This is a genomic window from Burkholderia sp. AU15512 (assembly GCF_002223325.1).
GTDB lineage: Bacteria > Pseudomonadota > Gammaproteobacteria > Burkholderiales > Burkholderiaceae > Burkholderia.
Map to the genome: position 1 here is coordinate 634,233 of NZ_NKEX01000008.1, position 26,267 is coordinate 660,499.

At 64.7% G+C, this 26,267-nt stretch carries 31 protein-coding genes; 4 read left to right on the forward strand and 27 right to left on the reverse strand.

The annotated features are described in order from the left end of the window. Window positions 1–4: 4 nt before the first annotated feature. The 26 genes from CFB43_RS35055 to CFB43_RS35180 form a co-directional block, all read right to left on the reverse strand. A complete protein-coding gene (locus tag CFB43_RS35055) occupies window positions 5–769 on the reverse strand; it encodes a sigma-70 family RNA polymerase sigma factor (protein WP_256990185.1) in 765 nt (254 codons plus the stop codon). Then, entirely contained in the window at window positions 766–1,626 is an 861-nt protein-coding gene (gene fliP, locus CFB43_RS35060; RefSeq protein ID WP_226207930.1) for a flagellar type III secretion system pore protein FliP, read from the reverse strand. The genes CFB43_RS35055 and fliP overlap by 4 nt, the downstream gene beginning before the upstream one ends. Then, window positions 1,541–1,888 carry a hypothetical protein gene (locus CFB43_RS38665; RefSeq protein ID WP_089498668.1) on the reverse strand — a complete coding sequence of 116 codons (348 nt, stop codon included), beginning with the start codon at window positions 1,886–1,888 and terminating at the stop codon, window positions 1,541–1,543. The genes fliP and CFB43_RS38665 overlap by 86 nt, the downstream gene beginning before the upstream one ends. Further along, window positions 1,885–2,217: a FliM/FliN family flagellar motor switch protein gene (locus CFB43_RS35070; RefSeq protein ID WP_089498669.1), complete on the reverse strand. Its 333-nt coding sequence runs from the start codon at window positions 2,215–2,217 to the stop codon at window positions 1,885–1,887. Before CFB43_RS35070 ends, CFB43_RS38665 begins: the two co-directional genes overlap by 4 nt. Continuing rightward, window positions 2,214–3,020, reverse strand: a complete 807-nt coding sequence (locus CFB43_RS35075) for a FliM/FliN family flagellar motor C-terminal domain-containing protein (protein WP_089498670.1) — start codon at window positions 3,018–3,020, stop codon at window positions 2,214–2,216. The genes CFB43_RS35070 and CFB43_RS35075 overlap by 4 nt, the downstream gene beginning before the upstream one ends. Further along, on the reverse strand, window positions 3,017–4,210 hold the full coding sequence (locus CFB43_RS35080) for a flagellar hook protein FlgE (protein WP_089498671.1): 1,194 nt from the start codon (window positions 4,208–4,210) through the stop codon (window positions 3,017–3,019). Before CFB43_RS35080 ends, CFB43_RS35075 begins: the two co-directional genes overlap by 4 nt. A gap of 22 nt (window positions 4,211–4,232) precedes the next feature. Further along, window positions 4,233–4,640 carry a flagellar hook capping FlgD N-terminal domain-containing protein gene (locus tag CFB43_RS35085; protein ID WP_089498672.1) on the reverse strand — a complete coding sequence of 136 codons (408 nt, stop codon included), beginning with the start codon at window positions 4,638–4,640 and terminating at the stop codon, window positions 4,233–4,235. Continuing rightward, complete coding sequence (locus CFB43_RS35090) at window positions 4,630–5,223, reverse strand: hypothetical protein (protein ID WP_144023173.1); 594 nt, start codon at window positions 5,221–5,223, stop codon at window positions 4,630–4,632. The genes CFB43_RS35085 and CFB43_RS35090 overlap by 11 nt, the downstream gene beginning before the upstream one ends. 113 nt (window positions 5,224–5,336) lie before the next feature. Continuing rightward, a complete protein-coding gene (locus CFB43_RS38225; protein ID WP_144023174.1) occupies window positions 5,337–5,786 on the reverse strand; it encodes a hypothetical protein in 450 nt (149 codons plus the stop codon). Continuing rightward, a complete protein-coding gene (locus tag CFB43_RS35100; protein ID WP_089498675.1) occupies window positions 5,783–7,105 on the reverse strand; it encodes a FliI/YscN family ATPase in 1,323 nt (440 codons plus the stop codon). The genes CFB43_RS38225 and CFB43_RS35100 overlap by 4 nt, the downstream gene beginning before the upstream one ends. After that, on the reverse strand, window positions 7,098–7,817 hold the full coding sequence (locus CFB43_RS35105; RefSeq protein WP_089498676.1) for a FliH/SctL family protein: 720 nt from the start codon (window positions 7,815–7,817) through the stop codon (window positions 7,098–7,100). The genes CFB43_RS35100 and CFB43_RS35105 overlap by 8 nt, the downstream gene beginning before the upstream one ends. Continuing rightward, complete coding sequence (locus tag CFB43_RS38670; RefSeq protein WP_089498677.1) at window positions 7,814–8,299, reverse strand: hypothetical protein; 486 nt, start codon at window positions 8,297–8,299, stop codon at window positions 7,814–7,816. Before CFB43_RS38670 ends, CFB43_RS35105 begins: the two co-directional genes overlap by 4 nt. 34 nt (window positions 8,300–8,333) lie before the next feature. Continuing rightward, on the reverse strand, window positions 8,334–9,812 hold the full coding sequence (gene fliF, locus CFB43_RS35115; protein ID WP_089498678.1) for a flagellar basal-body MS-ring/collar protein FliF: 1,479 nt from the start codon (window positions 9,810–9,812) through the stop codon (window positions 8,334–8,336). Between the two features lie 3 nt (window positions 9,813–9,815). After that, window positions 9,816–10,121 carry a flagellar hook-basal body complex protein FliE gene (fliE, locus tag CFB43_RS35120; RefSeq protein WP_226207936.1) on the reverse strand — a complete coding sequence of 102 codons (306 nt, stop codon included), beginning with the start codon at window positions 10,119–10,121 and terminating at the stop codon, window positions 9,816–9,818. Continuing rightward, the gene (gene flgC / locus CFB43_RS35125; RefSeq protein ID WP_089498679.1) at window positions 10,118–10,564 is read right to left on the reverse strand and encodes a flagellar basal body rod protein FlgC; all 447 of its coding nucleotides are present in this window, start codon (window positions 10,562–10,564) and stop codon (window positions 10,118–10,120) included. Before flgC ends, fliE begins: the two co-directional genes overlap by 4 nt. Before the next feature lie 3 nt (window positions 10,565–10,567). Then, window positions 10,568–10,933, reverse strand: coding sequence for a flagellar basal body rod protein FlgB (locus tag CFB43_RS35130; RefSeq protein WP_089498680.1), 366 nt, complete (start codon window positions 10,931–10,933; stop codon window positions 10,568–10,570). A gap of 12 nt (window positions 10,934–10,945) precedes the next feature. Next, window positions 10,946–12,067, reverse strand: coding sequence for a flagellar basal body P-ring protein FlgI (locus CFB43_RS35135; RefSeq protein WP_089498681.1), 1,122 nt, complete (start codon window positions 12,065–12,067; stop codon window positions 10,946–10,948). Continuing rightward, the gene (locus CFB43_RS35140; RefSeq protein WP_089498682.1) at window positions 12,061–12,651 is read right to left on the reverse strand and encodes a flagellar basal body L-ring protein FlgH; all 591 of its coding nucleotides are present in this window, start codon (window positions 12,649–12,651) and stop codon (window positions 12,061–12,063) included. The genes CFB43_RS35135 and CFB43_RS35140 overlap by 7 nt, the downstream gene beginning before the upstream one ends. A 1-nt stretch (window position 12,652) precedes the next feature. Beyond that, complete coding sequence (locus CFB43_RS35145; protein ID WP_089498683.1) at window positions 12,653–13,420, reverse strand: hypothetical protein; 768 nt, start codon at window positions 13,418–13,420, stop codon at window positions 12,653–12,655. Further along, on the reverse strand, window positions 13,417–14,190 hold the full coding sequence (locus CFB43_RS35150) for a flagellar hook-basal body protein (protein ID WP_089498684.1): 774 nt from the start codon (window positions 14,188–14,190) through the stop codon (window positions 13,417–13,419). Before CFB43_RS35150 ends, CFB43_RS35145 begins: the two co-directional genes overlap by 4 nt. Window positions 14,191–14,192: 2 nt before the next feature. After that, window positions 14,193–14,897 carry a flagellar hook-basal body protein gene (locus CFB43_RS35155; protein ID WP_256990186.1) on the reverse strand — a complete coding sequence of 235 codons (705 nt, stop codon included), beginning with the start codon at window positions 14,895–14,897 and terminating at the stop codon, window positions 14,193–14,195. 47 nt (window positions 14,898–14,944) lie between these two features. Then, the gene (locus CFB43_RS35160; protein WP_089498686.1) at window positions 14,945–17,008 is read right to left on the reverse strand and encodes a flagellar biosynthesis protein FlhA; all 2,064 of its coding nucleotides are present in this window, start codon (window positions 17,006–17,008) and stop codon (window positions 14,945–14,947) included. Beyond that, window positions 17,005–18,072: an EscU/YscU/HrcU family type III secretion system export apparatus switch protein gene (locus CFB43_RS35165; protein WP_089498687.1), complete on the reverse strand. Its 1,068-nt coding sequence runs from the start codon at window positions 18,070–18,072 to the stop codon at window positions 17,005–17,007. The genes CFB43_RS35160 and CFB43_RS35165 overlap by 4 nt, the downstream gene beginning before the upstream one ends. Further along, entirely contained in the window at window positions 18,065–18,826 is a 762-nt protein-coding gene (locus CFB43_RS35170; protein WP_089498688.1) for a flagellar biosynthetic protein FliR, read from the reverse strand. Before CFB43_RS35170 ends, CFB43_RS35165 begins: the two co-directional genes overlap by 8 nt. Window positions 18,827–18,828: 2 nt before the next feature. After that, entirely contained in the window at window positions 18,829–19,095 is a 267-nt protein-coding gene (gene fliQ / locus CFB43_RS35175) for a flagellar biosynthesis protein FliQ (RefSeq protein ID WP_060214223.1), read from the reverse strand. A gap of 364 nt (window positions 19,096–19,459) precedes the next feature. Further along, entirely contained in the window at window positions 19,460–20,605 is a 1,146-nt protein-coding gene (locus tag CFB43_RS35180; protein ID WP_089498689.1) for a tetratricopeptide repeat protein, read from the reverse strand. Between the two features lie 461 nt (window positions 20,606–21,066). Here CFB43_RS35180 and CFB43_RS35185 point away from each other — a divergent pair, with 461 nt between their 5' ends. Both CFB43_RS35185 and CFB43_RS35190 read left to right on the forward strand, forming a co-directional pair. After that, window positions 21,067–22,557 carry an ISNCY family transposase gene (locus tag CFB43_RS35185; RefSeq protein WP_089496927.1) on the forward strand — a complete coding sequence of 497 codons (1,491 nt, stop codon included), beginning with the start codon at window positions 21,067–21,069 and terminating at the stop codon, window positions 22,555–22,557. A gap of 396 nt (window positions 22,558–22,953) precedes the next feature. Then, window positions 22,954–23,742 (forward strand): hypothetical protein, encoded by a 789-nt coding sequence (locus CFB43_RS35190; protein ID WP_144023177.1) that lies wholly within the window; start codon window positions 22,954–22,956, stop codon window positions 23,740–23,742. A gap of 328 nt (window positions 23,743–24,070) precedes the next feature. Here CFB43_RS35190 and CFB43_RS35195 read toward each other — a convergent pair whose 3' ends face one another. Further along, window positions 24,071–24,640 (reverse strand): lipocalin family protein, encoded by a 570-nt coding sequence (locus CFB43_RS35195; RefSeq protein WP_089498691.1) that lies wholly within the window; start codon window positions 24,638–24,640, stop codon window positions 24,071–24,073. Window positions 24,641–24,890: 250 nt separating this feature from the next. Here CFB43_RS35195 and CFB43_RS35200 point away from each other — a divergent pair, with 250 nt between their 5' ends. Next, complete coding sequence (locus tag CFB43_RS35200) at window positions 24,891–25,502, forward strand: sigma-70 family RNA polymerase sigma factor (protein WP_089498692.1); 612 nt, start codon at window positions 24,891–24,893, stop codon at window positions 25,500–25,502. Beyond that, window positions 25,499–26,233 carry an anti-sigma factor gene (locus CFB43_RS35205; RefSeq protein WP_089498693.1) on the forward strand — a complete coding sequence of 245 codons (735 nt, stop codon included), beginning with the start codon at window positions 25,499–25,501 and terminating at the stop codon, window positions 26,231–26,233. Before CFB43_RS35200 ends, CFB43_RS35205 begins: the two co-directional genes overlap by 4 nt. Window positions 26,234–26,267: the final 34 nt, after the last annotated feature.

Genomic DNA, 26,267 nt, shown 5'->3' on the forward strand with positions numbered 1-26,267 from the left:
CGAGTCACGCAAGAAGATAGAAGTCGTCGGTGCCGATCTGCCGACGAAGCTCGTCGAGTGCCGCGCGATGCAGCTGCGAAATGCGGCCCTTGGACAAGTTGAGAATGTCGGCAATGTGCTCGAAGCTCAAGCGGTGAAAGTAGTGGTATCGGATGATCTTCTGCTCGCGTGCAGGCAAGTGATCGACTGCATCGTACAGGCGGGACCGCGTCTGCTGCTGCGCAAGTGTCCGGTACGGGTGGTCCTGGAAAGGCTGTACGGCACCTGCATTGGCGTCGACCATGCCTGTATCGTCGAGCATGAAGCTGATCGCCAAGCCGACCGTCACGCTGGCGAGCACGCGAAACACGTCGCGTGGCTCGTCACCAGCCGCATCCTTCAGCGAGTCCAGCCGCTCGCGGCGGACACTGGCGCGAAGCGCGGTCTGTTCCTGCCCGTCGGTCAGCCGGATGACGCCGTCCAGCACGCTGCCCTTGATCCGTTGCGTCGCGAATGTCGTGAATGCGACGCCGCGGCTCCGGTCGAACCGGTCGATGGATTCGAGCAGGCCGACGCAGGAAAACTGCATATAGTCCTGGTACTCGACATCGTCGCGGTGGCGCCCGCGATACAGCTTGCCGGCTAGCGCGGCCGCATACGACAGATAAAAATCAAACAGCGCCTCTCTAGCATCGGGGTCGCGCCTGAGTTCGAACGCGAGCCACAAATCGCTCTCCCGTCCTTCCGTCGACATGGCGTCCGTTGCGCCCGGCAGATCCTGCAGTGTCATTTGAAGCTGCCCAGCACGCCACGCAGGATGAGGCCCCAGCCGTCGACCAGCACGAACATCAGTACCTTGAGCGGCAGCGAGATCGTCGCCGGAGGCACCATCAGCATGCCGAGCGACAGCAGCACGCTGGAGACGACGAGGTCGATCAGCAAAAACGGCAGCAGGATGACGAAACCGATCTGGAACGACACGCGCAGCTCGTTCAGGATGAATGCGGGCGTCAATTGCAGCAGGCTGACGTCGGCTGGCGTCGCGGGAAGCGGCTGGTGCGACATCTCGTACATCCACTTCAGTTCGTCTTCACGCACCTGCCGCAGCATGAAATCGCGCAGCGGCCCGCTGCTGCGCTCAAGCGCTTGTGACAGTTCCAGGTGACCACCGATGAACGGCTGAAGCGCATCGTGGTTGATCGCCTGCAGCGTCGGCAGCATCGCGAACACGGTCAGGAACAGCGCGAGGCTGATCAGTACCGGCGTCGGCGGCGTTTCAGGCATGCCGAATGCGTGGCGGATCATCGACAGCACGATCGCGATCCGGATGAAGGCCGTCATCGAGACGACGAAGGCGGGGAGCAAGCTGAGTACCGTCAGCAAAACGGCGATCCGGACGGCTTCCGACATGCCGGCTCCGGGGCGCACGAAATCGGCGACGCCGAGCGATGACAGCGGGGAAGCGGCCTGCAGGGCGGGCGCAGCATGAGCCCAACCCGCGACGGTGCCCAGGAGCGCGAACAGCGTGACGGCGACGACGCGGTGGAACGTTGTGCGCATCTCAGGACTCCGACGGCGATTGGTCGCGAGCATCAACGACGCGGCTGCCGTTCGCATCTGACATGAGAAGGACGACGCGCTGGTCATATTCGATCAAGTGCAGGGTAGCCCGGGCGGAAAGACGGGTATGTTCGATCACGCGGATGCGTGACGTGTTCGCGGAATCGCGACGCGTGCCGCGTACGGCGCGCGCCCGAATGACGAGCGCGGCGACGACGCCGAGAGCGAGACACAACAGCAATGCCAGTACGACACGAACCCAGTCGACGCCGAGGTGTGAAAAGAGGCCCGCGGCCGGAGCGGCATCGGGCGCGCGTTCGAGCCACGAGGTGGGTACCGTTGAGGTCATCGATCGGCCGTTCCGACACTGACGATACTGACGCCGAAGCGGCCGTCTACGGCGACGATCTCCCCGGTCGCGATCGTCTTGCCGTTCAAGACGATTTCGACCGGATCTCCGATCGATCGGTCCAGTTCGAGCACGCCGCCGGATTGCAGCGTCATCATGTCCTTGACGTTCATTGTGGTGCGACCGAGCAGCACGTCGACGGTTACCTTGACGCCGTCGAGCAACTCGAGCATTGGGCGCGGCGAATCTTCCGTGTGCGCGTCGGCGTGCTGTTCGGGAAAATCGACGCGGGCCGCGACGGCCTGTTTGGGAAACGTATGGGTGGTCATGGCGAATCGGGCGTCGCGAGCGACGTCAGTTTGAAGGAAAGCGAGGTGCCGGTACGGCCGGGAGTACCGAACGCGACGGTGGACGAGGTCTCGTCGATGACCAGCGTGGCAGGTGCGTCGAGCGCGCGATCGAGGACGACGACGTCACCCGGCGACAGGGTTGTCAACTGCGACGCGGACAGCTCGCACTGACCGAGCCGCACGGACAGCGCGACCGGGCATGCATCGAGCGCGAGGCGTCGAGGCGTCAGGTCGCAGTCGACGGGGCGGCGGGGCACGATGGCCGCGTCGGATGCGGCGTCGTTCCAGACGTGCCGAATGTCGCAGAACAGCATGGCGAGTATGTCTCCGTTCGATGCGACGATCGCCAGCCGAATGGCGCCGTAGCCGCTGAACGATGCGGCGGCTGCGGCGTGCGGCGAACTGACCTGCGCGGAAGAGGACGATACGCGCAGTGACGCGATCAGATCGTCGCGCATCTCCGTGGCGATCGAGGCCAGGAAGTCGTGGCACGCATGGGTGTCGAAGGCATGTCCGCCTGCGGCAAATGCGGCATCGATCAGGCGCCGGTCGCTGCGCTCGTACAGGTCGACACGAACGCCGGGTGCACACGCGTGGCTGGTTTGCGCTAGGGCGTCGGCTTCGGGCGGGCTGCCGGGCAGGCGGACGATCTCGCCAATGGAAAAGCACGGACGGACGAACCAGCGCGATTGCCAGTCGGTGAGTGCTGTTTCGAACAGCGCCCGCGCGATGTCCGGATCGCGGGCGCCGGCCGGGCGCCAGGTGACGGGGCCGATGCTCATCCCTGACTCCGCATCTGCAGCAGCTGCATCATCATCTCGTTCGCGGCGCTGACGACCTGCGACGAGGCCTGGAAGCCGCGCTGAATCAGGATGAGCTGTCCGAACTCGGACGACAGGTCGACGTTCGACGCTTCCGTTGCGCCGGACAGCAGCTTGCCGACGCCCGCGCCGTTGCTGGAGCGATACGCGGGCGGCGCGGCGTGGCTTGCATCGAACAGCCCCTTGCCGGTCTGGACTAGTTGCTGAGGATTGGCGAAGCTGGCGAGGGCGATCGCGCCCAGTTTGTCGTTCTGGCCGTTGGAATAGCCGATGACGAGCTGGCCGTCCTGATCGACGCTCAGCGACGATAGCGTGCCGGTCGCATAGCCGTCCTTGGAGGACACGCGAAGCGTCGACGTCGTGCCTGCCGAATAGCTCGTCACGCCGTTCGAGAAATCGAGCGAGACGGTGAGCAGCGGGGCGTTGGCCGGACGCAGCGTGACGTCGATCTTGTTGCTTCCCGGATCGGGAATGCCGCCGGTGAACTGCAGCGTGCTTTCCTTGACGGGTGCGCCGTTCTCGTCACTGACGGACACTTTCCAGCGTCCGGGTAGCGGGCCGGTATCGGGCTTGAAATCGAGCTTGAGCGTATGTTTCCCGCCGCCGGCGTCATACACGTCGATGTTCGGGATCGAGAAGCTGGTCGAACCGGTCGACAGGTTGTCGGTGAACTTGACGACCGTCGTCGCCTGCGGCGGATTGATCTGCTTGCCGGCCACCGACAGGCCGGAGAGATCGCCGGAGCCGGTGAGCGCTGCCAGTTGCAGACCGCTGGACTTGTCGCGAATCGAGCCGTCGTCGCCGACGATGAACTGGCCCGTTCTCGTGTAACGGGCGTCCTTTCCGTCGAGCAAGGTCAGGAATCCGTTGCCCTGGATCGCAAGGTCGAGCTGGCCGTCGCTCGGCCGCGTATCGCCCTGCTTGAAATTCAGCGATGCATACCCGTATTCGACACCGCTTCCCGAATACGTGACGTTTGGATTGCCGCTGGAGCCGCGCGCGAACTGCTGCCCGTAGTACAGATCGGCGAACTGGGGCGTCGATGTCTTGAAGCCCGCGGTATTGAGGTTCGCCACGTTGTTGCTGATGGTCTGCAAGCCGCGCGAATAGGCGGTCAGGCCGCTCATGCCGATGTAGATGCTTTCAAGCATGGAATTCTCCCGGGCAGGTTGACTATCGGACCGCGACGATCTGCGCGACGGTCGCGTTGGTCAGGAACTGGCCGTCGGCCGTTTCGATCGTCAACTGCGGCTGTCCGTCCTTGAACGACACGCTTTTGACGACACCGCTCATCGAAGCCGTGTCCGTCTGGACATCCACGTTGCGGCCGAGCAGACCGACCGTTCTCGTCGCCGATTGCACGGTGAGCAAGCTGTCGATCTTGTCCGTCATCTGCCGGCTCTGCTCGAGCGACGTGAACTGCGCGAGCTGCGAAACGAACTCGAAGTTGTCGACGGGCTTCAGCGGATCCTGGTAGGTAAGCTGGGTCAGGATGATCTGAAGCAGCGACTGCATGTTCAGGCCGAGCGAATCCGCCCGGGCGCCGAGATTGGTGGACGAGGCAATGGGATCAATCGCCATGATTGGTTTCTCCGGGAGCATTGCGGTCGACGCCGTTGATGACGAGTTTCGACGCGCGAAAGCCGCTCTCCTGAAGAGCGGCGCGAACATGGGAATCGAGTGTGTCGAGGTCTTCCGGAGCGGCCTGCGCGACGCGGAGCGACACGAGCGGTGCGCCGTCGCCGGGCAGGACCGTCACGCGAAACGGCGCTGCGGATGCGGGTGGCGACGCATAGGCGGCCGGGACAGGACGGCTGCGAGCGGCGTCGTTCACGCGTTCGGTCGGGCCGGTCGCCTGCGTGGCCGGTTGCCCGGCACGCTTGGGCGGCGGAAGCGCGGACTCCAGGCTGACGCTCACCGTCCGCGCCGGGTATTCGCGCTGCGCCTGCGCCGTCGGCGCGCCCGCTTGCGTGACCGGGAGCATGGGACGGGGGGCAGCCGAAACCGTCGCCGCTGCCTTTGCCTCAGGCGTCGTCGCGGCAGTTGAAGGCCGCTGTTCGGCGATTCCGGGGGCGTCCGCTCGTGTTTCGACGCGTGCGGTCTTGCCGGGCGCCGATCTGGCAGGGCCGCCGGCTGGAAGCCCGGACGCCGCGTTGCGCCACATGTCCTGCTCCATCGAACGCAGCAACTGGCCAAACGCGTTGTCGGTGCCGCCGGCCGACGCGTGCGGCCGATCGGCCGGCGGTTCGGCCGGGCGAAACAGTTGTACTCCCGTTGTCATCGAGTTCCTCCGGAAAGCGCCACGCGGATTTCGAGTTCGGTCATCCGGCGCTCGTCGAGTGCCGCACGATGTTGTTTCTCCACTTGCAATGCCCGCCGGTCGGCGGCTTCGGCGAGACGGTCGCGTTGCTGCAGGACATCGCGCACGGCTGCCAACTCGGCGGTCCGCACGTCGACGCGATGCGACGCGGCGTCCCGTTGAACAGACACGGAGACGAGCGCCGCCGCGCAGTTGGCGAGCAGCGCGGGCGACAGCCGGTCACTCACGGCCGCGCCGCGCCACGCCGCGAGATGAGCGTCGTGCTCGGCTTCGACCTGCCGCTGCCGCTCGCGCTCGACATCAAGCACCGCTCGCGCCTGCGCGGCACGGGAGATTGCCTGCTGCAGTTGAAGCTGACGAACAAGCGCGATGTCGAGCGCACCGTCCCGTTGCGATCGGCGCGTCATGACGTCGCCTCCAGCAAGGTCTTCAGCGATGCGATCGCGTGATCGCGATCCGTGGCCTGCCCGACGTCCTGCCGGAGAAAATCGATGAGGCTGGCGCGCACGCGCAGTGCGTCGTCGAGCACGGGGTTGCTGCCGGCGACATAGAGGCCGGCTTCGATGAGCGTGCGCGAGCGCTCGTAGAGCGACAGCCCGGCGAGGGCGCGCGTCGCCAGATGGCGCGCGTCGTCGCCAGCGACGTGCTGCATGACCCGGCTGACGCTGCGCGTCACGTCGATGGCCGGAAAGTGTCCCTGTTCGGCGAGCGTCCGCGTCAGCACGAGATGACCGTCCAGCAGCGCGCGCATGGTTTCGGCCATCGGATCGTCGATTTCGTCGGTTTCGGCCAGCACCGTCATCAGCGCGGTTATGGCGCCGCCGTCGCGCACCGCGCCGCAGCGCTCGACGATTTTCGGCAACGCGGCGAAGACGCTGGGTGTGTAGGCGCGAAGGGTCGGCGGCTCTCCCGCCGCGAGACCGATCTCGCGCAGCGCGAGCGCATAGCGTGTGATGGAGTCGAGCAGCAGCAGCACATGCTTGCCCTGCGAACGGAAGTACTCGGCATGAGCGAGCGCCGCCGATACGCTGCGCGCGCGCAGGATCGCCGGCTGGTCCGACGTGGCGATCACCATCACCGAGCGCGCGCGCGACACGTCCTGAAGCGACCGGTGCCAGAAATCCTCGGCTTCGCGCCCACGTTCGCCGACGAGGCACAGGACGCAGACATCCGCATCGACGTGGCGGGCTAGTGTGGAGAGCAACGTCGTTTTGCCGACGCCGCTTCCCGCGAAGATGCCGATGCGCTGACCGACGCCGAGCGTCAGCAGCGTGTCGATGGCACGGATGCCCGTTTCGAGCGCGCGGTCGGGCGTCGCGCGCTCGAGCGGCGACGTGTGCAGGCCCGCGAGCGGCCACGGATGTCGGTTGGCGATCGCGGCCCCGCCGTCGAGCGGTTGTCCGAGCGGATCGACGATCCGTCCCAGGTAGGCATCGCCGACCGGTAGGGTCGCGTCCGAACCGGCCGCCCGCACCGTATCGCCGACCTGGAGCGACGAGGTCGACTGGTACGGCGCGAGGGTCACTCGGCCCACTTCTGCGCGCGTGACCTCGGCATGGAGCGGCGGCGACTGCTCGCCCAAGATGCACAGCGAACCGACGGCCACGCCCGGGCCGTCTGCTTCGACGAAGGTCGGCATGATGCGGGTCACGTTGCCGAAGCGCGCGACGGGGTCGAGGCGGTGCAGCGCTTCGACATACGGGTGCGCGGATCGCCGTTCATGCATGGCGGCTTGCCTCCCGGATCGTCGCGGCGACGCTGGCCAACTGGCGCGGAATACCGGCGTCGAGCTTGCCGAGCGTCAGCTCGATGACGCACGCGCCGGCAGGAAGCTGCGGATCGGCAACGAGCGCCACCGACGGGGCCGTGTCGAGCGTGCGCCGGACGGCATCGAGCAATGCCGAATCGCCGAAATCGTCCGCGGACACACGGATCCCGACGAGCGAGCCCTGCGCGATCGACGTCAGGCGATGGCGTACGGTTTCGACGACGAGTTCCGCATGCCGGGTCGGGTCACCGAGGACGCGCTCCAGCCCGACGAGCGCGACTTCTGCCGCGAGACCTTCCAGCGATGCAATGCGCGCGATGAACGCGTCGAGCGCGGCATCGATGCCGTCCTTCAGCAGCGCAAGCCGCTCGCTCTCGGCTCGTGCCGCCTGCCGAACGCCATCCTCGATGCCGCGCTCGAACGCTGCCCGAGCCTGTTGCGCGCGCTCGGCTTCGTGGCCGGATGCCGCCGTTTCCAGCTCGGCGATCCGCGCGAGCAGGCGATCGCGTTCCTGCGCAAATGCGTTGTCCGTGTCGCCTTCGTCGTGCAAAGGCGAGATCGCTGCGCGCCCGGTGGGCGACGCACGACGGTCCGTGACGTCGGGCTGCGCACCGAGCGGAACGCGGTCGACGCTCAACACGATCTGCCTGGCCTTGATGATCCCGTTCACGTGCGTCCCCTGCGAAGACCGTTGAGGAGGCGTCGTCCCCACGAGTCCGGCGGGCGCGGCGACACTGCAACGATGTCGATGGCCTGCGGGAGCGCCTGGATCGCCTCGTGCGCGGCTTTCAACAATGCATCGCGTGCGCGCGGGGCGAGCGGCGCGACGGCATGGCGCTGCCATGCCGGATGGCTGGCGAACAGGCGCGTGCGGTGTGCGTCGTCGACACAGCCGGCCAACTGCGCGAGCAACGCATCGGGCCAATGACCGGCAAGGCGCCCGATCGCGGGGCCGGCGTGATTGGGCGACGCCTGATCGCCTGCCTGCGCCGGTGCGACAGACAGGACCGACGCGAATCCGCCAGGCTCGCCGGAGCCGAGCGATGCCGCGCCTTCGAGCAGCGGGCGCAACTGCTTGCGCTCGGTGTCCGACAGCGCATGCCAGACTGCTTCGATGTCGTCGGCGGGCCGATCGGCGAGATCGGCAACCATGCCGCGCAGACGCCGGTCGGCGCGCGCTCGATCGTTAACCTTCATGGTGCTGGCGGCTCTCGGAAAGAAGGACGCGGAGACGCGTGACGTACTCGGCACGTTCCGTCGAAGTCATCGCATGCGGGCCGGCAGAACGCCGGCCGCCGGCTAGCGCGCGCCACAGCAACGCGCTTCCGATCATCAGCGCGAGCGCCGTCGCGTAGGCGGCCAACGGTCCCGGCAGCCCGAGCCGGGTCCAGAGGCGCTGGACACCGTCCGGCTGCGCATGCGTCGGGTCGGCATGCATATCGCCGGCGTAGTTCGACGCGGCGGCCGTGGGACCGGCGCCGTCGACGGGTAGCGGCGACGCAATCCCCGTGGCCGAGTTATCGGCCGGTTGGGTACGCGCGAAGATGACGACCGTGTCGCCACGGGATTCATTGGCGCCGACCGCCGCAGCCACGACGGATTTGAGCTGGGTCAATGTGTCCTCCGGCAATGCACCGTCGATCACGACGCCGACGCTGAGATGTTTCAGCGAGCCCGGGGCCGACACGATCTGCTCCAGCTTGCGCTCCGTCCGTGTGCCGTCGGCCGACGGTGCGGCAGGCAAGGGCGGGAGGCCCGGCGGCGAACTGAAGCTTTTCGCCGTCGTCGACAATGGTGGCAACGGGATGCCCGTGCTGCCAGCGCCAGTGATCGGCCGGTTAAGGTCGGATTCGTTGGTGATGCGCACCTGGTCGAAGTTCAGCGTTGCATCGACACTGACCGTTGCGTGCCGTGACCCGAGCAGCGGGGCGATTTGCGCGTCGATCTTGCGCTCGTACTCGCGTTCGAGCGCGTGCTTGAGCGCGTAGTGCGGATCGTCGACGGGCACGTCGCGCGCGGTTGCCGGCTCTCCGCGCTGGTCGAGCACCGTCACGTCGGCGGCCGACAACTGGGGGACCGCCGCAGCCACGAGGCGCTGGATGCCGCGTACCGTGTCCGGGCCGAGCGTATGTCCGCTGCGCATGAACAGCGCGACGGACGCTTTGGGACGATCGTCCGCACGCCGGAAGATCGACGAATCGGGAAAGGCCAGATGGACGCGCGCGAGTTCGATCTCGTCGAGCGACATGATGGTGCGCGCGAGTTCGCCCTGCAGGGCGCGCTGATAGTTGACCTTCTGCGCGAAATCGGTGATGCCGAGGTCCGAGTTATTGAACAGCTCGAAGCCGACCGCACCCTGCAGCCTCATGTCGCTGCTCATCAGCTTGAGCCGCATGACCTGAGCATCCGCGGCAGGGACGAGCACGGCCGACGACGATTCGCCGACCCGAAACGGCACCTTCTGTCGTTCGAGCTCGGCCACGATGGTGGCTGCATCCTGCGGCTTCAGGTCCCGGAACAGCACCTGATAATGCGGACGCAGCGCGAAGTAGCCGGCCGCGATCAACGACGCGACGATCGCGACGAGTACGGCCACGGCGGCCAGCTGGCGGCGCGGCGACGCGTCGGCCAGCGATGCGCGAATACGTGAAAGCAGGGATTCCATGGTTTAAAGCTGCATCCGCATCAGTTCCTGGTAACCCTCGACGATGCGAGAGCGCACTTGCAATGCCAGTTGCAACGACATGCGCGCTTCCTCCAGCGCGATCATCACTTGATGCGGCGGGACCGCACCGTCGAGTGCGAAGCGGGTCACGGCATCGTCGGCAAACCTGGCGGTCTGGTCGACGCGGGTCGCGCCCGTGACGAGCCAGTCGGCAAAACTCGACGGTTGCGCGAGCGGCGAGAGCGCCACCGTCTCCGACAGCGGCCCGCTCTGAAGCATCGAGATCGATTCGATCGGGGCGGCACTCATGAACGCGCCCCCAGTTCGAGTGCGCGCATGTACATCGAGCGCACGGCGTTGAAGACCACGGTATCGGCTTCGTAGCTGCGCAGCGTCTGTACCATCAGCGCCATTTCTCCGGCGTGGTCGATCCCCGGATAGGCGACCATGCCGTTGGCGTCGGCATGCGGATGGGCCGGGTCGTGGACAAGCCGCGGCGGCGTATCCATGCGCTCGACGCCGTAGCTCTGGACGCCGGTCATGCCAAAGGTCGGCGACGTGTCGCCGCTGCGCAGGTGATCCTCGAACGTCGCCCCGATCCTCGGGCCCGAGACGAGACGCAACGGGTGGTACGGCTGCCCGTCCGCGGTGCGGGTCGTGCCCGCATTGGCGAGGTTCTGGGCGATGACTTCCATGCGCTGGCGCTCGACGTCGAGCCCCGAGCGCGCAATCGCGAAAAGGCTGTTTTCCATCGCTTACATTCCCTTGATGGCGAGTTGGCGGATCTGCAGCGTCCGGTCGAGCATGCCAATCAGCATCGCGTAGCGCGCCGCGGTTTCCGATGCGGATGCAATTTCGTCGTCGAGGCGCACCGTGTTGACGTCGATCGGCAGTGGCGCGCCGATCGACGGTTCGACCGACCGGACCCGTGCGAGGCGTGCCTCGTCCGTGTCGCCGGGCCGTGCTTCGGCGGCGTCGCGTAACGCGTCCTCGAACGACACACGGACCGGCACATAGCCGACGGAATTGGCGTTCGCGATGTTCTGTGCAGTAGCGGCCTGTCGGGCGAACAACCCATCGAGCGCCTGGGTGGCGATCGACGCGACGAGATCGATGGACATGGATCCCTCTCCTTATTGAACGATGATGTCGGCATGCAGCGCGCCGGCGGCCTTGATCGCTTCCAGGATCGCGATCACGTCGCGCGTGCTGATCCTGCTCGCCTTGAGCGCCTGGACGAGATCACCGACGCTGCCCTGCGGGAACGATCCAGCGACCGTCTGGCCGGGTTCGTCGACGTAGAGCTCGCTGTTGCCGACGACCAGGCTGCGAACGTTCGGTCCCGTGATCCCGATGAGACCGGGTTGCGACGCGTTGTACTGCGTGGCGACGGTCACCTTGATGTCGCCGTGCGAGATCGTGATCGGCGCGATGTGCGTGTCGCCACCCGCGACGACCGTGCCGGAACGCTCGTTGATCACGACGCGCGAGCGCTGGTCGGGGGCGACGGCGAGAGACTCGATGCGGGCCACGTAGCCGTTCAGCCCACCACCGTCCAGCGGTGCACGGATTCGCACGGTGCGCGCATCAGTCGAACGCGCGGTACCGCCGCCCAGCGAACGGTTGATCTGCGAGGCGATGCGCTCCGCCGTGATCGCATCGGCATCCTTCAGGATGAAGCTGAGGTAGCCGTCGCGATTGACGAGGTCGGCCGTGACCGGCACCTCGACGGTCGCGCCTTCGGGAATCGTGCCCGCGGTGGGGTGATTCTTCATCCGCAAGTTGCCGTTGGCGTCGTAGCGATAGCCGCCCACGGATACCGCACCCTGCGCGAGCGCGTAGACCTTGCGGTCCGGCCCGCGCAGCGGCGTCATGATCAGCGTGCCGCCGGACAGGCTGCGCGCGTCGCCCATCGACGTCACGTTGACGTCGAGCTTGTCGCCGACATCCGAGGTCGGCGGCAGCGACGCCGTGATCATGACCATCGCGGCGTTGCGGCTCTGCAACTGATCCTGAGTCAGGTTCAGGTCGAACTGCGACAGCAGGTTCGTCATCGCCTGGCGCGTTGCCTGGTTGCGCGGCGAATCGCCCGAGCCAGACAGGCCGGTCACGATCCCGTATCCGACGAGCATGTTGTCGCGCCAGCCGAGGAAGCGGCCGAGATCCTTGAGGCGGACCTCGGCCGTGGCCGCAGCGGCGCCGGTCGAAAGCGCGCAGAGCAGCCACGCGGCATGGATAAGGACGCGCTTTACCATAGGCCAAGCCATCCGAGGAAGCGGGGAATGAGGCCGGGTCGCGAGCGATCGGTGATGAAGCCTTCGCCCGTGTAGTCGATCTTCGCGTCGGCCAACCGTGTCGACAGCACCGTGTTGTTCGCGGCAATGTCGATCGGCCGGATTCGGCCTTCAAGGCGGATGCGTGTTTTTTCGCCGTTGACGTCGATGTCCTGCGTGCCGGCGACGACGAGATCGCCGCTCGGCGTCACGCCCGTGACGCTTGCGCTCAATTGGGCGAGTAGCCGGCCCGTGCGCTGGATCTGGCCTTTGCCGCCGTAGTTGTCGCCGAGGCCGATTTGCGCGGAATTCTTGCCCGCGTACAGCGTCGACACACTGCCTTGCACGCCGAAGCCGGTTTTCGTCGACGTGTCCGCGGTGTTGCTTGCGCTCGAATTTTCGTAGATGAGGATCGTGACGATGTCGCCCGGCCGCGACGCGCGGCGGTCCGCCGTCAGCGATTCATAAGTCGATCCCTGATAGAGGTCGGCCGCCGGTGCGGGGATCGCACCGAGCAGGGGCGACGCAAGAACGGCCGCGCGCATGAAGGAAACGAGACGGTGCATGTCAGCGTCCCCTTTCGACGGACGGAGCCCGCCAAACCTGGATGTCCGCGTTGCCCGTCAGTACGGGGGCGGCATGGCGCGGCGCCGCGTCAGCCAGTGCCGTTCCGGATCGCATGACGGTCACGGCGCCCACCTGTACGGTATCGAACACGCGCCCGCCGCGATGGACCGCGGCCAGACGCGACGAGGCGGGCATTGGCACGACCTCGCCCGCGGCCATATCTCGGGCCGCGCGAACCACATGCGAATCCGCGTCGTAGCGCCAGACGCGCGCGGCGCCCTCGTCCGGACAGCGTGCAGTCCGGACCTGACCGGCCAACGGGCTGGCGTCCACGGGAAGATCTGCGAGCAGGGTCACGCACGAGAGCGAGGCCGGGCTGCCGACGGCACCAGCCTGACGAAGCGAGATGTCGACGTTCGCGGCCGGCACGTTGCCGAGCCACGGGGCGAGCATCGGCATTCCGCGTCGCGCGGATTCGGCCAGCCGGCGCGCATCCACGCGAACGTCGGTTGCCGAGCGGGCGAGCGACATCACGGGGACGGTCGCTGCGCGTTGCGCGACGGAATCGGGCAGTGCAGTCAGATCGGCGACCACCGCCAGCGTGACCGTCGGACGATCGACGACCACGGCGGAACGAAAGCGGATCGCGGATTCCGGCGCCGGGGCGCCGAGTACCGACGCGGGAACAAGTGCACCGATGCAAAGCAGTCGGACGCGTGCCGCAAGCGGCGCGTGCGGCCGATGCCGGCGAGACAGGCGGCGCGTCATCGCTTGAGCCCGTTCGCGATGGACATCAGCTCGTCGCCGACCTGAACGAGCCGCGCGTTGGCCGCATAGGTGCGCTGATAGAGCATCAGGCCGACGAGTTCATCCGACATCGACACGTTCGATGCTTCACTGAAGCCCTGGACCAGCACGCCGGCGTTGTCCTCTCCGGGGCGAACGCGCGTCAATGACGACGCGTCGTCCCGTGCACGATAGACGCCGCCGCCGACCGATTCGAGCGCGCGCACGTCGGAGGGCACCATCATTTCGATTTCGCCGATCTCGAGCGGGTCGGTCTGGCCGGGCACGGTCGCCTGAACCTGGCCGGTCTGCGAGATCGTGAGCGCCGACGCATCCCGCGGCACTGAAATCATCGCTTTCAGGCGCTGGCCGTCCGCGGTTGCCAGATAGCCATCGGATCCGACCCGCAGCGTACCGCCGCGCCACAGAAGAGACTGCCCGGAATCGGACGCCAGCTCGATGAAGCCGTTGCCGCGAATCGCCAGATCCAGGGAATTGTTGGTCGGCCGCAATTCGCCCTGCGTATAGACATGCAGCGAAGGATCCGCGCTGACGCCCGCCGCGACGCTCGAGGTTTCGTTCACATAGTCGCGCACGAGCGGCGCCGGAACGGTCGTGAGCAGTTCGGAGAACGCGACGGTGCCGCGCTTGAACGCGGGCGTGGTCATGTTCGCGATGTTGTTCGCCGTGACGTCGATGGCGGTTTGCTGCGCGTTGAGACCCGTCGCGCCGATGTAGAACACGTTGTTCACGATTACATGTCTCCCAGACGTTGCAAGACAGTGCCCATCATGTCGTCGTACGCATGAACGAGCTTCTGCCCGGATTCGACGCGTCGCATCGCGCCCATCATCCGGACCATCTCGTCGGCGTTCGATACGTTCGACGCTTCCAGATAACCCTGCATCACGCGCGGATCGACGAGTTCGACAGGTCGGGCGCCGTTGGCGCGATACAGGCCGTCGGCGGTGCGGGACAGCTGATTCGGATTGGCGAACGAGGTGGTGCCGATCACGGCGACGGGCTGGCCGTCGTCGAGCACGGTGCCGTCGGCGAGGATCCGCCAGTTCTGCGAACGGACCACGACGTCACCGCCGCCGCTGCCTTGCAGCGCCCATCCTTGTCGCGTCACGAGCCGGCCGTCGGCGTCGAGCCGGAATGAGCCTCCGCGCAGATAGGCGGTGCCTTCGGGCGCGGAAACCGCGAAAAACCCGCCGCTCGACAGCGCGAGATCCAGCGGGTTGCCGGTGTGCATCATTCGGCCGGGCGTGAAGTCCGTTGCGACGTCGCGCGCGGATGCGCGCGGTGCCACCATTCGCGCCGAGGACTCGGCCTGCGAATACGTGTCGGCGAACGTGATCAGCCGCTTGTAGCCCGGTGTGGCAAGATTCGCCACGTTTTGGGCGGCGGTTTCGACCTGGCGTGTCTCGGACGAGATCAGGCCGACGGCGGTTGTCATCAGGTTATCCATGGGCGAGACGGGTATCGTTCATGAGATCGGGGCGGTCATGCCGCGGGAGCGGTACGGTCGATGCCGACCATCCCGAACGAGCGCAGATTGATCGCGTGCGGAATTTCGTTCATCGACAGAACGGCGAGGCGAGGGGCGATACGGCGTGAAAAAATCTTCAGGTGCCGGCGCAGCTCGGGCCGGCACAGCAGCGTTGGAGCCAGATTCTGGCGATGCATCGCATCGACCTGTTCGGCGAGCCGCGTGAGGAACGACTCGGCCAGCCCAGGATCGAGCACGAACGCGCTGTTGCCGTCGGCACCCTGCAGGTTGTGTGCGATCGTGTTCTCGAGCATCGGATCGAGCGTCAGCACCGCGAGCGCTTCCTTTTCTCCGACCAGGCGCTGGCAGATGCTGTGTCCGAGCTTCTGGCGGACGCGCTCACCGAGCATGGCCGGATCCTTCTCGTGCCGCCCGGCATCCGCGAGCACTTCGACGATCTGGTCGATGTTCCGGATCGGGACATGCTCGGACAGCAAGCCCTGCAACACCGCCTGCACGTCGCCGACCGACAGGATGTTGGGCACCAGTTCCTCGACGAGCCCGGGCGAGCGCGTGCGGACGCCTTCGAGTAACGTGACGACGTCGGTACGGGACAGGAGTGTCGAGATGTTCGCGCGGATGACTTCGGTGACGTGCGTGACGAGTACCGTCATCGGGTCGACGGCCGTATAGCCCAGTGACGATGCGCGAGACAGCTGCGCTTCGTCGATCCACAGGGCGGGCAGGCCGAATGCCGGATCGCGCGTTGCGATGCCGGGGAGGTCGCCGTTCTTGCCGCCGGGGTGGATTGCCAGTGTCTTGTCGGCATGCAGCGCAGCCTGGCCGAAGCGATTGCCGTACAGCGCGATCCGGTAGTCGTTCGATCCCAGTTGCGCGGCGTCGCGGAATGTCACGGCCGGGATCGTGACGCCCATCTCTTCGGCGTATTGTTTCCTGAACGCGGCAATACGTTCAGCGAGCACGCCTTGCTGCGGAATCCATGCACGCGCGAGTTCCGGGCCGAAGCCGACCTCGACAGGCGCGACGGGCAACGCTTGCGCGTCGGTTGCGGCAGCGGACGTGGCCGGAGCGTCGACGCCGGCCGTTTCCGGGGCGGCTTCGGCCGATTTCCCGCGCGCGAACCACCACGCGAAGAAGACCACCGGCGCGAGAATCAGGATCGGCCATTTCGGCATGCCCGGCAGGATCAGCAGGCCGATCAGCGCGCCGGTCACGAGGAACCGGATCTTCGGAAACTGTGCGAGCTGGCGAAACACTTCGTTGCTCAGTTCGCCGTCTGATGCCGAGCGCGTGACGATGATCCCGGTCGCCACCGAGATCACGAGCGCGGGCACCTGCGTGACGATGCCGTCGCCGATCGTCAGCAACGTGAACTTCTGCAGAGCGTGGCCGAGCGACATGCCCATCTGCGCGACGCCGACTGCCCAGCCGCCCAGGATGTCGATGAGCATGATGATGATGCCGGCAATCGCGTCGCCCTTGACGAACTTGCTCGCGCCATCCATCGAGCCGTAGAACGCGGCTTCCTTCTCCAGCGCTTTTCTGCGGGCCCGCGCTTCGTCCTGGTCGATCAGGCCCATGTTCAGGTCCGCGTCGATACTCATCTGCTGACCGGGCATCGCGTCGAGCACGAACCGGGCGGCGACTTCGGAAACGCGCTGCGCACCGTTCGTCACGACCACGTATTGAACGACGATCAGGATGAAGAAGATGATCAGCCCGATGACGAAGTTGCCTTGCACGACGAACTCGCCGATCGAACCGATCACCTGACCGGCTTCGGCACCGGACAGGATGAGTCTCGTCGCCGCGATGTTCAACGACAGCCGGAAGAGCGTCGCAATCAGCAGCAGCGACGGGAAGGTCGAGAAGTCGACGGGTCGGACAACGTAGATCGTCAGCAGCAGGATCGTGAACGCGAACGCGAAGTTCGTGATGATCAGCAGATCGAGCGCGGCGGACGGAATGGGTGCAAAAAGGATCAGCAGGATCGCCATGACCGCGAGCACGAGCGCGAGATCCTGCTGCCGGCCGAGGCGGGACACTAGTGCGCTCATGCGTTGACCTCGTCGTTGCGGCGGCGAATGCGTAGATAGACCGATGCGGCGTCGCGGTACGAGCCGGCGGAAATCTCCTGGTCGACCCGCGTTTCACGAAAGATCCGCCGGGCCAGCGCCGGCGATTCGACGACAGGAATCCCGTAGACGAACGCGACCTTCTTGAGCCGCTGCGCAAAATCACCGGCGCCCCGTGCGATCACCTTGGGGGCCGCCATTTGCGACGGCACGTACTTCAGGCCGATTGCATAGTGCGTTGGATTCGTGATCAGGACGTCGGCGTTTCGGACGCTACGCAGGCTGCGGGCATTCTGGACCAGCTCGCGACGGATCTTCCGACGCTGGTTCCTGATCCGCGGGTCGCCTTCGCGCTGTTTGTATTCCTGCTTGATCTCGTGACGGCTCATGCGCATCTTCTTTGCGAAGACGCGATGGACGACCACGAAATCGAGTGCCGCGAACACGGCGGCCGCAATCAGCAGCTTCGCGAAGAAGTTCACGCCGGACGTCAGCATCAACTCGCCCATGCGATGCGGGGCAAGCGGCGTATGTGCGACGGTCTCAATCACGGACAGGATGCAGAACCACGCGATCAAGCTGTACACAGCCATCTTGACCAGTGTGCGCCCCGAGTCGAAGAGCGTCTGCAGCGAAAAGACGCGCCGGAACCCCTGAACGGGGTTGAGGCGCGACATGTCTGCCTTGACGGCGGCCGGCGCAAAGAGGAAGCGGGTTTGCAGCACCGCGACCAGCAGCCCGGCGCCCATCGACAGCAACGCCATTGGCGCAATCAGGCGAAAGGCGTCCAGCACGGCGGTCATCAGCCATGTGGCCATCGCGCCAGGCGTATGCGCGACGGCTGGAATCTCCGCAAGCAGGCGAACACCGCGGGTCGCGATGGCGGCCGCGAGATGCACGCCGTCGGTCCAAAGATAGGTCGCGCAGGCAGCAAGGCTCGCAAGCATGCCCAGTTCCTGGCTCTTGGGCGTCATGCCCTTCTTGCGCGCCTGCTCGAGACGATAGGCCGTGGCGGCTTCGGACCGGTTCTCGTCTTGTTCAGCCATAGTGTCGGAACGTGGTCGGAACGAAGTCGAGCGCGAGCCGCACGAGCCGCAATGCGACCGGTGCGAGCGTGCCGGCTGCCAGCGCCATCGCGGCGAGCGTAACGAACGCCTTGACCTGGAAGCCGAGCATCAACGCATTCATTTGGGGCAGTGCGCGGGCCAGGAATGCAATCGCGAGATCGGTCAGGAACAGCGTCAGCATGACGGCGGCGGTAGCGCCCAGCGCAATGGCGGTCAGCGAGCCGAAATACGACGTGAACGACGCGGGGTCGCCGATGATGTGGACAGAAGCGGGCGGAAACGACTGCGTGAGCTCGAAAAGCAGGCGAAGGAGGTCGCGATGGCCATTGGAGGCGAAGAAAATGACGCCCGCCGTCATGGTCAGGATCGAACCGAGCAGCGGGGCCTGGCTACGCGAGCCCGGATCGATGACCATCGCCAAGCCATAGCCCGCCTGAACGTCCAGGATACGCCCGACGAACGAGAGGGCCGCAAAACTGGCCTGGAATGCAAAGGCGATCGCGAGCCCAAGCAGGCATTCCCATGCTGCAACGGGAAGCATGCCGGCATCGACCGGCCCCCGATAGGTGACAGTCGTGGCGAGACAGGCGGACAACGTGAGTGTCGCGACGACCTTGACCCGCATGGGCGTGACCATTTGCGAGAAGGGCGGGGCGAGCGCAAACACCGGGCCAATGCGCAACGACAGCAACAGCGTCGCAGCAGCCCATCCGATGCTCGGATTGGCGACCATGGTTAGCCCAGCGTTGGAATGAGATTAAAGAGAGATTGGGTAAAGCCAGTCAACCGGGCCAACATCCAGGAACCGAGCAAGACAATGACGAAACCGACGACAACCAGTTTCGGCACGTAAGAAAGGCTCATTTCCTGAAGTTGCGTGACGACTTGAAACAGGCTGATGACCAGACCTGTTACGAGAGCGGCGAGAAGAATGGGACCCGCGACAAGCAAGCCTGTCCACATTAACTGGGCCATAAGGCCCAGCGCGTTGTCGCTCGACATTCTCTCAATCCCCCGGGGATGTTACTGTTTATTACGATTGTTTCGCAATACTGAAGTGCAATCGTAATGATGTCAACAATACCGAAAGGATTTAATCTCTGTCGAGAATCAACTCCTTGTTGCTAATGCCGATGGGCAGGTGCTTTCGGTTAATTATTTAAATATTGTTAAATACGCTTCGCCAAAAAAATTATCTTTGAATGGTGTTTAATCTGACGCGCAAACGGCCAGGCCGAACTGATGCGACGGAATGATGGTGAGGCGAGGGGATGTAGCCGCATTACATGCAGCGCAATCGAGCGGCTACGCCCCGTCGTGCATCGGGTCGGGGGCGAGATGAGGGCGACGGTGCACGACAGGCGCTTTACACTGGATCGTGAGTCCGCTTCAGGCCAAATTCGGTCAATGACTGGGCCAGCGTGCGGCCGGTCGTCCCGAGGGGACGATTCAGCACGACATCCTTGAGGGCGTTAGCCGACTCGATGTTGTTTACCGCTTCGAGTTCAAGGGTTTTTGCCAGTGTGCCGGACAGGGAAGCCGGGTCGAGACGAAGCGCGATTTCTGCGTGGTGCCGGGCATCGTCTCGACGCCCCTGAACGTGCAACGCAACGGCAAGCGAGCCGTGAGCCTCGGCAAATCCTCGATCGAGTGCAGCCGCGTGCTGAAAGCGTTCGCTTGCCACGTCCGGGTGCCCACCGAAGAGCCAGGCCCAGCCGGCCGCAAGCCAGGAACCGGCATGGCGGCCAAGCTGCCCCGCAGCTTGATCGAGCGCCACTGCCGCATCCTGGTAGTGCTCCCGAGCGAGCAGGCAAAGGCCTCGCCCCAACGTGGCACGTGCTTCGAGCGGATTGCAGTCGGCCGCTCGTTCAAGCAGTTCGGTTGCACGGTTGAGGTTGCCTGCTTCGAGTTCGGCCAATCCGATGATCACGAGGCTGTCGGCAGAATCCGGCGCACGCTCCGCATGGCGACGCGCATTCGCGAGATCTCCCAGATCGAACAATAGCGACGCGTAGGCACCGGTGAACCCGGAAGGCGGGGTGGCCTGATCCGCCAGCAGGGCGCCCATTCGAACGGCTTCGTCGAAACGGCCCAGGTGATGAAGGGCTCGCAACTTCAGCAGGGCGGCGCCGGGGACCTCCTCGAGACAGGCCGGATTCAAGTCGGCCGCAGGTTCGAAAGTACCGCACATGGCGCTCGCATAGGCAAGGTTGTAGCCGACGACGGGATTCGCATCATTTTCGACGAGTGTCCGGAAATCGGCCAGAGCGGCTTCATACCGTCCTTCCGACATGGCCGACAGGCCCCTTACATTGACGAGCGATGGCGTGAGAGGCTGTATTGTTTCGTGGCGTGCCAGGAGTTCATTGCAGAGTCGGAACTGGCTGGCGTCAAATGCGGCAATCGCGGTATCCGCAAGCAGATTGATATTACTGGAATCTTCGTCCAGGAAACTCAAAAGACGATCGAGATGTGCTCGACGGGATTGGGACGCCTGCAGATCGACTGCCATAAATCTGGAACCCTTTGGTGTGGATGAATATGGTCTGACTGCCTTCGAAATCGCAAATATCCGGAATCAATTCATTTCAAGTCAATCAATTTTCAAGCTATCGAGAAACAATTCGGACGATGGATGGCGAGTGTCAGGCAGTGTAGCAAACCGGTTGAGTGTTCGAGCAGGTTTTGAAAAGTGATAGGGAAAAGGGTTGGGACGCACGACTGGGTTGTCGGTACTGCTGTTATTTCGTCATTGTTTTAATCGAGTGATTCGAACCGTCCAAAGGTCGTCGAGCGAAGCCGTGTTCCTGATGATGTCCGCAACCTCTCATCTTTTATTTGACATAATGCGTATGATCAATTTTTTTGTTTGTAGTGGCTAGATTGAAATGTCCGCTTTTGGCTACATAGAAATGTCCGCTTTCGGGCCGCGTAAGCTGTTCGGTCGCCGGGTGTCCGGCGCCGGAGGCTGCGATGGCTGTAACGGAACGGATCACGATGACGATGCGCGAACTGGACCGATTCAAGGTCATTCAGGATGTAGCCGACGGCAAGCTCAAGCCGTGGCGTGCTGCGGAACGGCTGGAGTTGACGACACGCCAGGTTCGCCGGCTGGTCGCCCGGTTGCGTGAGCACGGTCCGGCAGGTTTGGTATCAGGGCACCGAGCGAAGCCCGGCAATCGCCGCCTCGACCCGGGAGCTGCCGATCGGGCGCTGTCGATCATCCGCGATCGCTACGCCGATTTCGGGCCGACGTTGGCCTGCGAGAAGCTCTGGGAGTGTCACGGCATTGGGCTGGCCAAGGAGACGGTCAGGAAGCTGATGACGGACGCTGGCTTGTGGATTCCGCGTCGGCAGCGTCCGCCGAAGGTTTATCAGCCGCGAGCGCGTCGCGCATGCTTGGGCGAGTTGATCCAGATCGACGGCAGCGATCATCGATGGTTCGAGGAACGGGCACCGGCCTGCACGCTGCTGGTGTATGTGGACGATGCGACGAGCCGATTGATGATGCTGCACTTCACGCAGACCGAATCGACGTTCAGCTACTTCGAGGCCACGCGGACGTATATCGAACGCCATGGCAAGCCGGGAGCGTTCTACAGCGACAAGGCCAGCGTGTTCCGCAACGTGAAGCCGGGCAAGACTGGCAATCGCGTGACGCCGTTTGGCCGGGCGATGTACGAGCTGAACATCGACACGTTCTGCGCGAACAGCAGCTCGGCCAAGGGGCGCGTGGAGCGAGCGCACTTGACGTTGCAGGATCGATTGGTCAAGGAGATGCGATTGCGCGGCATCAACACGGTGGCCGACGCCAACGCTTACGCGCCCTCCTTCATGGTCGCCTACAACACGCGCTTCGCGAAGCCGCCAAAGAGCGACTTCAATGCGCACCGGCCGTTGCGGGCCAACGAGAGTCTGGACCGGGCGCTGACGTGGCGCGAGCCACGGAAGGTAACGAAGTCGCTCACGGTTCAGTACGACCGGGTGATGTACTTGCTGGACGATACGCCGGAGAACCGGAAGTTGATCGACCGTCAGATCGAGGTATGGGAGTACCCGGATGGGCGGATCGAGATTCGGGCTGACGATCGTGCGTTGAGCTGCAGGCAATACGATCGCCTGGCCGAAATCGATCAAGGTGCCGTCGTTGAGCACAAGCGTTTGAGCCATGTGCTACAGGTCGCCCAAGCGCTGCAGGCGCAACGCGATAACAGTCGAATCGGTAAAGCCCCGTCTCGAACGCATCGTGGCGACTCAACCCGGACCGACCGAAACGAACCCCAAGCGGGCAAGAAGAAGCAACGCGAGATCACGCAGGCCGACGTCGAGCATGTGATCGTGGAGCTGGCGCAACGTCGGCAAACCGCAAAGCCGCCAACCAAACCTGGCCGTCGGTCTGCAAAGGCTAGCGAAACAAACGTGAGCGCCCTGCCCGTTCAGGCGCCGACCTTCGACACTGCGTAATGCTCAAAACGAGGAAAAAGACGCAGCAAAAACAACCTTAAAACCGGACATTTTTAAATGGCTGGAAGGTGGACATCTGAATCCGGGTATGACATTTGTTGTAAGAGCAAAGCTCAAATGTCCGCTTCGGACGCGCGCCCCAACGCCAGTTTCCAGCCTCGTTTGAGTGCGCGAAACTTCTTCCGCCCAAAGCGCTCCGTGAAATAGCCCAGTTCGAGCAAGCCATTTGTCGCACTCGAGGTTCAGGCTTGCCTCCCTTGACGGACCCTTCATCGTCGAAATTTTTCGGCAAGGTAATGGAGGATCTTCGCGTGCAGCGCAGGCACTTCGCTAAAGTTTCGGTGAGATTCGTCCGATATCCGTTTCAGGTAAGTAGAGGGGTTGCTGAACTCAAAGATGAAACTTGATCTAGCAAGCATAGTTGCATGTCTCGCGTTGGGACTGACCGCAGGTTGCGCCACAAAAACGTCCTCGCTTGGAACCGAAGCGCAAGATCACACCGTCACCGTACTAGCAACATGTGGCGGCGGCCTTGACGAGTCCACGGCGGCCAAAGCGAAGACTGAGCTGGGCCACGGGGGCGAACTCAGCGCTGAAACGCTGTCATCCGTCCGCGCAAGTCTGATAAGCGATGGGACGTTGAAGAGTGAAGACAGGATCAAGGCGTTCGACATCTTTACCAAGTGTGCGCTGGAAGTCGACAAGCGCATCCGCGATGGGCGACCTGCCGCCTCTCCGGTGGCAGGTCTTATCGGCAGACAGTGGTATCTGCAGGAAGCACAGTACGAAGGTGCCGTTGTTGACCAGAAAAAACATCCGCCGCAGACGGTTGAACTGACAAGCAAGATCATGAAGTCGGGCGACGTCCACACGCAGCAGCGAGACATCAGCGAAGCGCTGTGGATTCGATTCCACGAGAATGGACAGGTCGAGACGAATTTCACGATGGCCCCCCACATACCTGGCGAGGACCCCGATGTACTGTTTGGTGAAGGCAGTACAGCCTCATGGACATCATCGAATGATCGCGATCTGATCACGGTGCGGAACGGTAACCTCTACCCACCAACATTTACCCCCGAACAGGCGAAATTCGAAGTCAGTGTGCACGGGGCGAAGCTCGTGCTGACGAGGGCCGAGGGTGCACCGAACGTGCTGGTCAAAGGCACGTTCATCGCAGAGTAAGGGAGGTAGTCGCCGGGAAAGAAATGGCCGCCGGCGAAACCATCCCACGTCAGATACTTTTTTGCGCGAGACGTGCCGAGCGTTGATGTTCCGCCCGGTCGCGCAATCTGCGTGTGTCGCCATTCGTTTTCTGCGCAGTCAAAGACTTCTGGCTTCCGGGCAACAAGTGTTGCGCTGCCCTCCCGCGGTGCGCTGATCGGTGCAGGGACCAGCGCGATGCAAGGCCACCTCGTAATGCGGCCGCGTCGATGCACCTTGCGGCACGGCTGCGCACATACGCTGGCCTCGGCATAGCTCCAGGCCTGACGGCCCCCTGCACGCGGTCGCCCTAATGCGCAGTGCGCCGCAACATCGTCGTGTCGTAACCGAGCGCCCGCACCCGTTCGACAAGCGCCGCGGCCTGTTCAGCGGAGGGCTTCGCATCGCGCGTCAGGATCCACAGGAACCGCCCCGACGGTTCACCGACGATCGACCATGCGTAGTCGTCGGCGCGATCGAGCACCCAGTAATCGCCGAAGAAGAACGGCCCGAAGAACGACACTTTCAGCTTTGCGCCGCCGCTGTCGGCCACGATCTTCGCGCGGCCGTCGGCGCTTCGCGCGCGGCCGACCGGCCCGCCTTCGCGGCAGGTATTGCGCACGCCGACGAGACCGTCTTCCCGCTTCGCATACTCGGCCGTCACGCCGTCGCATCCGCGCTCGAAGCGGTTTTCATACCGCGCGAACTCGTACCATCTGCCGACGTAGCGATCGAGATCGACGGATTTCGCGGGTTGCGGAACGTGTGCATTCCCGCTGGGCCCGCCGGCAAGGCCTGCACATCCCGCCAGCACCAGTGCGGCGCCCGCCACGATCACGCCCGCCGCCCACAGCGGTCGGCCAACGCTACTTCGCTTCATCGAATGACTCTCCAGACACGAAACCCGGTCATTGTGCCCTCAACCGACGGTAGCCGGCCGCATTCGCCGCACGTTGCGGCTGCCTGCATCCGCGCGGACGCGTCGCTCGTATGTGGTTGAAAATCTCACAGCGGGCGTCGCGCTGCACAACGTGCAGCGGGCGCGCCGCCGATCGTTCGATCAGAGGCATCCGGGAGTGCTATATTTCGCTCGACATTCACATCATGGCGGTCCGCGCCATCCACTTCGCATGAGCGACACGCCAAGCGGTGCCAGCGGCTTCGATCAGTCAGCCCCTTCGCGCGATGCCGATGCGGATGTCGCGCGCCGCGAACATCTGAATCGGGTGATGCTTCAGGCGGCAACCGGCGATCAGGCGGCTTTCGCGGAGGTGTATCAGCTGACCGCGTCGCGGGTGTTCGGGACAATCGTGCGCATGCTTCACGATCACGGCGAAGCCGAGGATATCCTCCAGGAGGTCTACACCACCGCATGGCGGCGCATCGACGCGTTCGACCCGGCGCGCGGCGGCGCGATGACGTGGCTGATCACGCTGGCGCGCAACAAGACGATCGACCGCTTGCGGCAGCATCGCGACGCGCAACTCGACGACGAACAGGCGCTGGCGCTTCCCGCCGAAGATCCGACGCCCGCCGCGCTGGCGGAAGCCTCGCAGGAACGCCTGCGCCTCGAGCGCTGCCTCGCGCAACTCGATCCGCAGCAGGGCCGCGCGGTGCGCGAGGCCTTCTTCAGCGGCGCAACCTACAGTGAGCTGGCAGCGCGACTGCGTGTGCCGCTCGGAACCATGAAGAGCTGGATCCGGCGCAGCCTGATGCAGCTGAAGGTGTGCCTGGAGCAATGAATACGCCGGCCGATCACAATCCCGAATTGCGCTGCGCCGAATACGCGCTCGGCGTGCTCGACGCAGACGCGCGCCGCGAGCTGGAGCAGTCCGCCGCGCGCGACCCGGCGTTGCAAGCCACGCTCGAGCGCTGGCAGCGCCATCTCGCGCCGCTCGCGGACGACGTCACGCCCGTCGACCCGCCCGCGCGAACCTGGACGAGGATCCAGCACCAACTGGGCTTCATCCCGCCGCCGCACCCACGCACTGCGGCGCCGTCCGCCGGATGGTGGAACAGCCTGCGACTGTGGCGCTGGGTCGGCATGGGCGCGAGCGTGGCGGCGCTCGGGCTGCTCACGGTCAACGTGATCCGGGTGGGCGAAGCGCCGCCGCGCCCCGCTGCCGAGGACAGCCACTACATGGCAGCCACGTTGGCACAAACGGATGGCGTCGCACGGTGGACCGCCACGGTCGACTTGCGGCGTGCCCGGATGGTCGTGGTGCCCGCGAACACGCCGACCGTCGCCGCGGACCGCTCGACGGAGCTCTGGCTGATTGCGCCGAATGCGAAGCCGATCTCGCTCGGCGTATTCGCGTCGAACGCACCGGCGTCGATGACGCTGCCGCCAGCGATCGTCGCGCGACTCGATGCACGCGCGGTGCTCGCCGTCTCGCTCGAGCCCCACGGCGGCTCGCCGAGCGGCCAACCCACCGGGCCGGTGCTCGCCACCGGCGCGATGCACACCACTTGACGCGCGCAACGCGCGCTCGACCCGTCAAGCGCGG

Bases quoted from the DNA above. Each gene is read 5' to 3' on its own strand.
- fliQ (WP_060214223.1), bottom strand. From the start codon at position 19,095: ATGTCGAGCGACAACGCGCTGGGCCTTATGGCCCAGTTAATGTGGACA.
- flgC (WP_089498679.1), bottom strand. From the start codon at position 10,564: ATGGAAAACAGCCTTTTCGCGATTGCGCGCTCGGGGCTCGACGTCGAG.
- CFB43_RS35090 (WP_144023173.1), bottom strand. From the start codon at position 5,223: ATGTGGCGCAACGCGGCGTCCGGGCTTCCAGCCGGCGGCCCTGCCAGA.
- CFB43_RS35070 (WP_089498669.1), bottom strand. From the start codon at position 2,217: ATGACCACCCATACGTTTCCCAAACAGGCCGTCGCGGCCCGCGTCGAT.
- CFB43_RS38225 (WP_144023174.1), bottom strand. From the start codon at position 5,786: ATGACGCGCCGATCGCAACGGGACGGTGCGCTCGACATCGCGCTTGTT.
- CFB43_RS35160 (WP_089498686.1), bottom strand. From the start codon at position 17,008: ATGAGCGCACTAGTGTCCCGCCTCGGCCGGCAGCAGGATCTCGCGCTC.
- fliP (WP_226207930.1), bottom strand. From the start codon at position 1,626: ATGACCAGCGCGTCGTCCTTCTCATGTCAGATGCGAACGGCAGCCGCG.
- CFB43_RS35155 (WP_256990186.1), bottom strand. From the start codon at position 14,897: ATGACAACCGCCGTCGGCCTGATCTCGTCCGAGACACGCCAGGTCGAA.
- CFB43_RS35085 (WP_089498672.1), bottom strand. From the start codon at position 4,640: ATGGCGATTGATCCCATTGCCTCGTCCACCAATCTCGGCGCCCGGGCG.
- CFB43_RS35100 (WP_089498675.1), bottom strand. From the start codon at position 7,105: ATGCATGAACGGCGATCCGCGCACCCGTATGTCGAAGCGCTGCACCGC.
- CFB43_RS35165 (WP_089498687.1), bottom strand. From the start codon at position 18,072: ATGGCTGAACAAGACGAGAACCGGTCCGAAGCCGCCACGGCCTATCGT.
- CFB43_RS35135 (WP_089498681.1), bottom strand. From the start codon at position 12,067: ATGGTAAAGCGCGTCCTTATCCATGCCGCGTGGCTGCTCTGCGCGCTT.
- CFB43_RS35180 (WP_089498689.1), bottom strand. From the start codon at position 20,605: ATGGCAGTCGATCTGCAGGCGTCCCAATCCCGTCGAGCACATCTCGAT.
- CFB43_RS35130 (WP_089498680.1), bottom strand. From the start codon at position 10,933: ATGTCCATCGATCTCGTCGCGTCGATCGCCACCCAGGCGCTCGATGGG.
- CFB43_RS35170 (WP_089498688.1), bottom strand. From the start codon at position 18,826: ATGGTCGCCAATCCGAGCATCGGATGGGCTGCTGCGACGCTGTTGCTG.
- CFB43_RS35195 (WP_089498691.1), bottom strand. From the start codon at position 24,640: ATGAAGCGAAGTAGCGTTGGCCGACCGCTGTGGGCGGCGGGCGTGATC.
- CFB43_RS38665 (WP_089498668.1), bottom strand. From the start codon at position 1,888: ATGACCTCAACGGTACCCACCTCGTGGCTCGAACGCGCGCCCGATGCC.
- CFB43_RS35140 (WP_089498682.1), bottom strand. From the start codon at position 12,651: ATGCACCGTCTCGTTTCCTTCATGCGCGCGGCCGTTCTTGCGTCGCCC.
- fliE (WP_226207936.1), bottom strand. From the start codon at position 10,121: ATGAGTGCCGCCCCGATCGAATCGATCTCGATGCTTCAGAGCGGGCCG.
- CFB43_RS35075 (WP_089498670.1), bottom strand. From the start codon at position 3,020: ATGAGCATCGGCCCCGTCACCTGGCGCCCGGCCGGCGCCCGCGATCCG.
- CFB43_RS35190 (WP_144023177.1), top strand. From the start codon at position 22,954: ATGAAACTTGATCTAGCAAGCATAGTTGCATGTCTCGCGTTGGGACTG.
- CFB43_RS35200 (WP_089498692.1), top strand. From the start codon at position 24,891: ATGAGCGACACGCCAAGCGGTGCCAGCGGCTTCGATCAGTCAGCCCCT.
- fliF (WP_089498678.1), bottom strand. From the start codon at position 9,812: ATGGAATCCCTGCTTTCACGTATTCGCGCATCGCTGGCCGACGCGTCG.
- CFB43_RS35080 (WP_089498671.1), bottom strand. From the start codon at position 4,210: ATGCTTGAAAGCATCTACATCGGCATGAGCGGCCTGACCGCCTATTCG.
- CFB43_RS35055 (WP_256990185.1), bottom strand. From the start codon at position 769: ATGACACTGCAGGATCTGCCGGGCGCAACGGACGCCATGTCGACGGAA.
- CFB43_RS35205 (WP_089498693.1), top strand. From the start codon at position 25,499: ATGAATACGCCGGCCGATCACAATCCCGAATTGCGCTGCGCCGAATAC.
- CFB43_RS35145 (WP_089498683.1), bottom strand. From the start codon at position 13,420: ATGACGCGCCGCCTGTCTCGCCGGCATCGGCCGCACGCGCCGCTTGCG.
- CFB43_RS35185 (WP_089496927.1), top strand. From the start codon at position 21,067: ATGGCTGTAACGGAACGGATCACGATGACGATGCGCGAACTGGACCGA.
- CFB43_RS38670 (WP_089498677.1), bottom strand. From the start codon at position 8,299: ATGGTTGCCGATCTCGCCGATCGGCCCGCCGACGACATCGAAGCAGTC.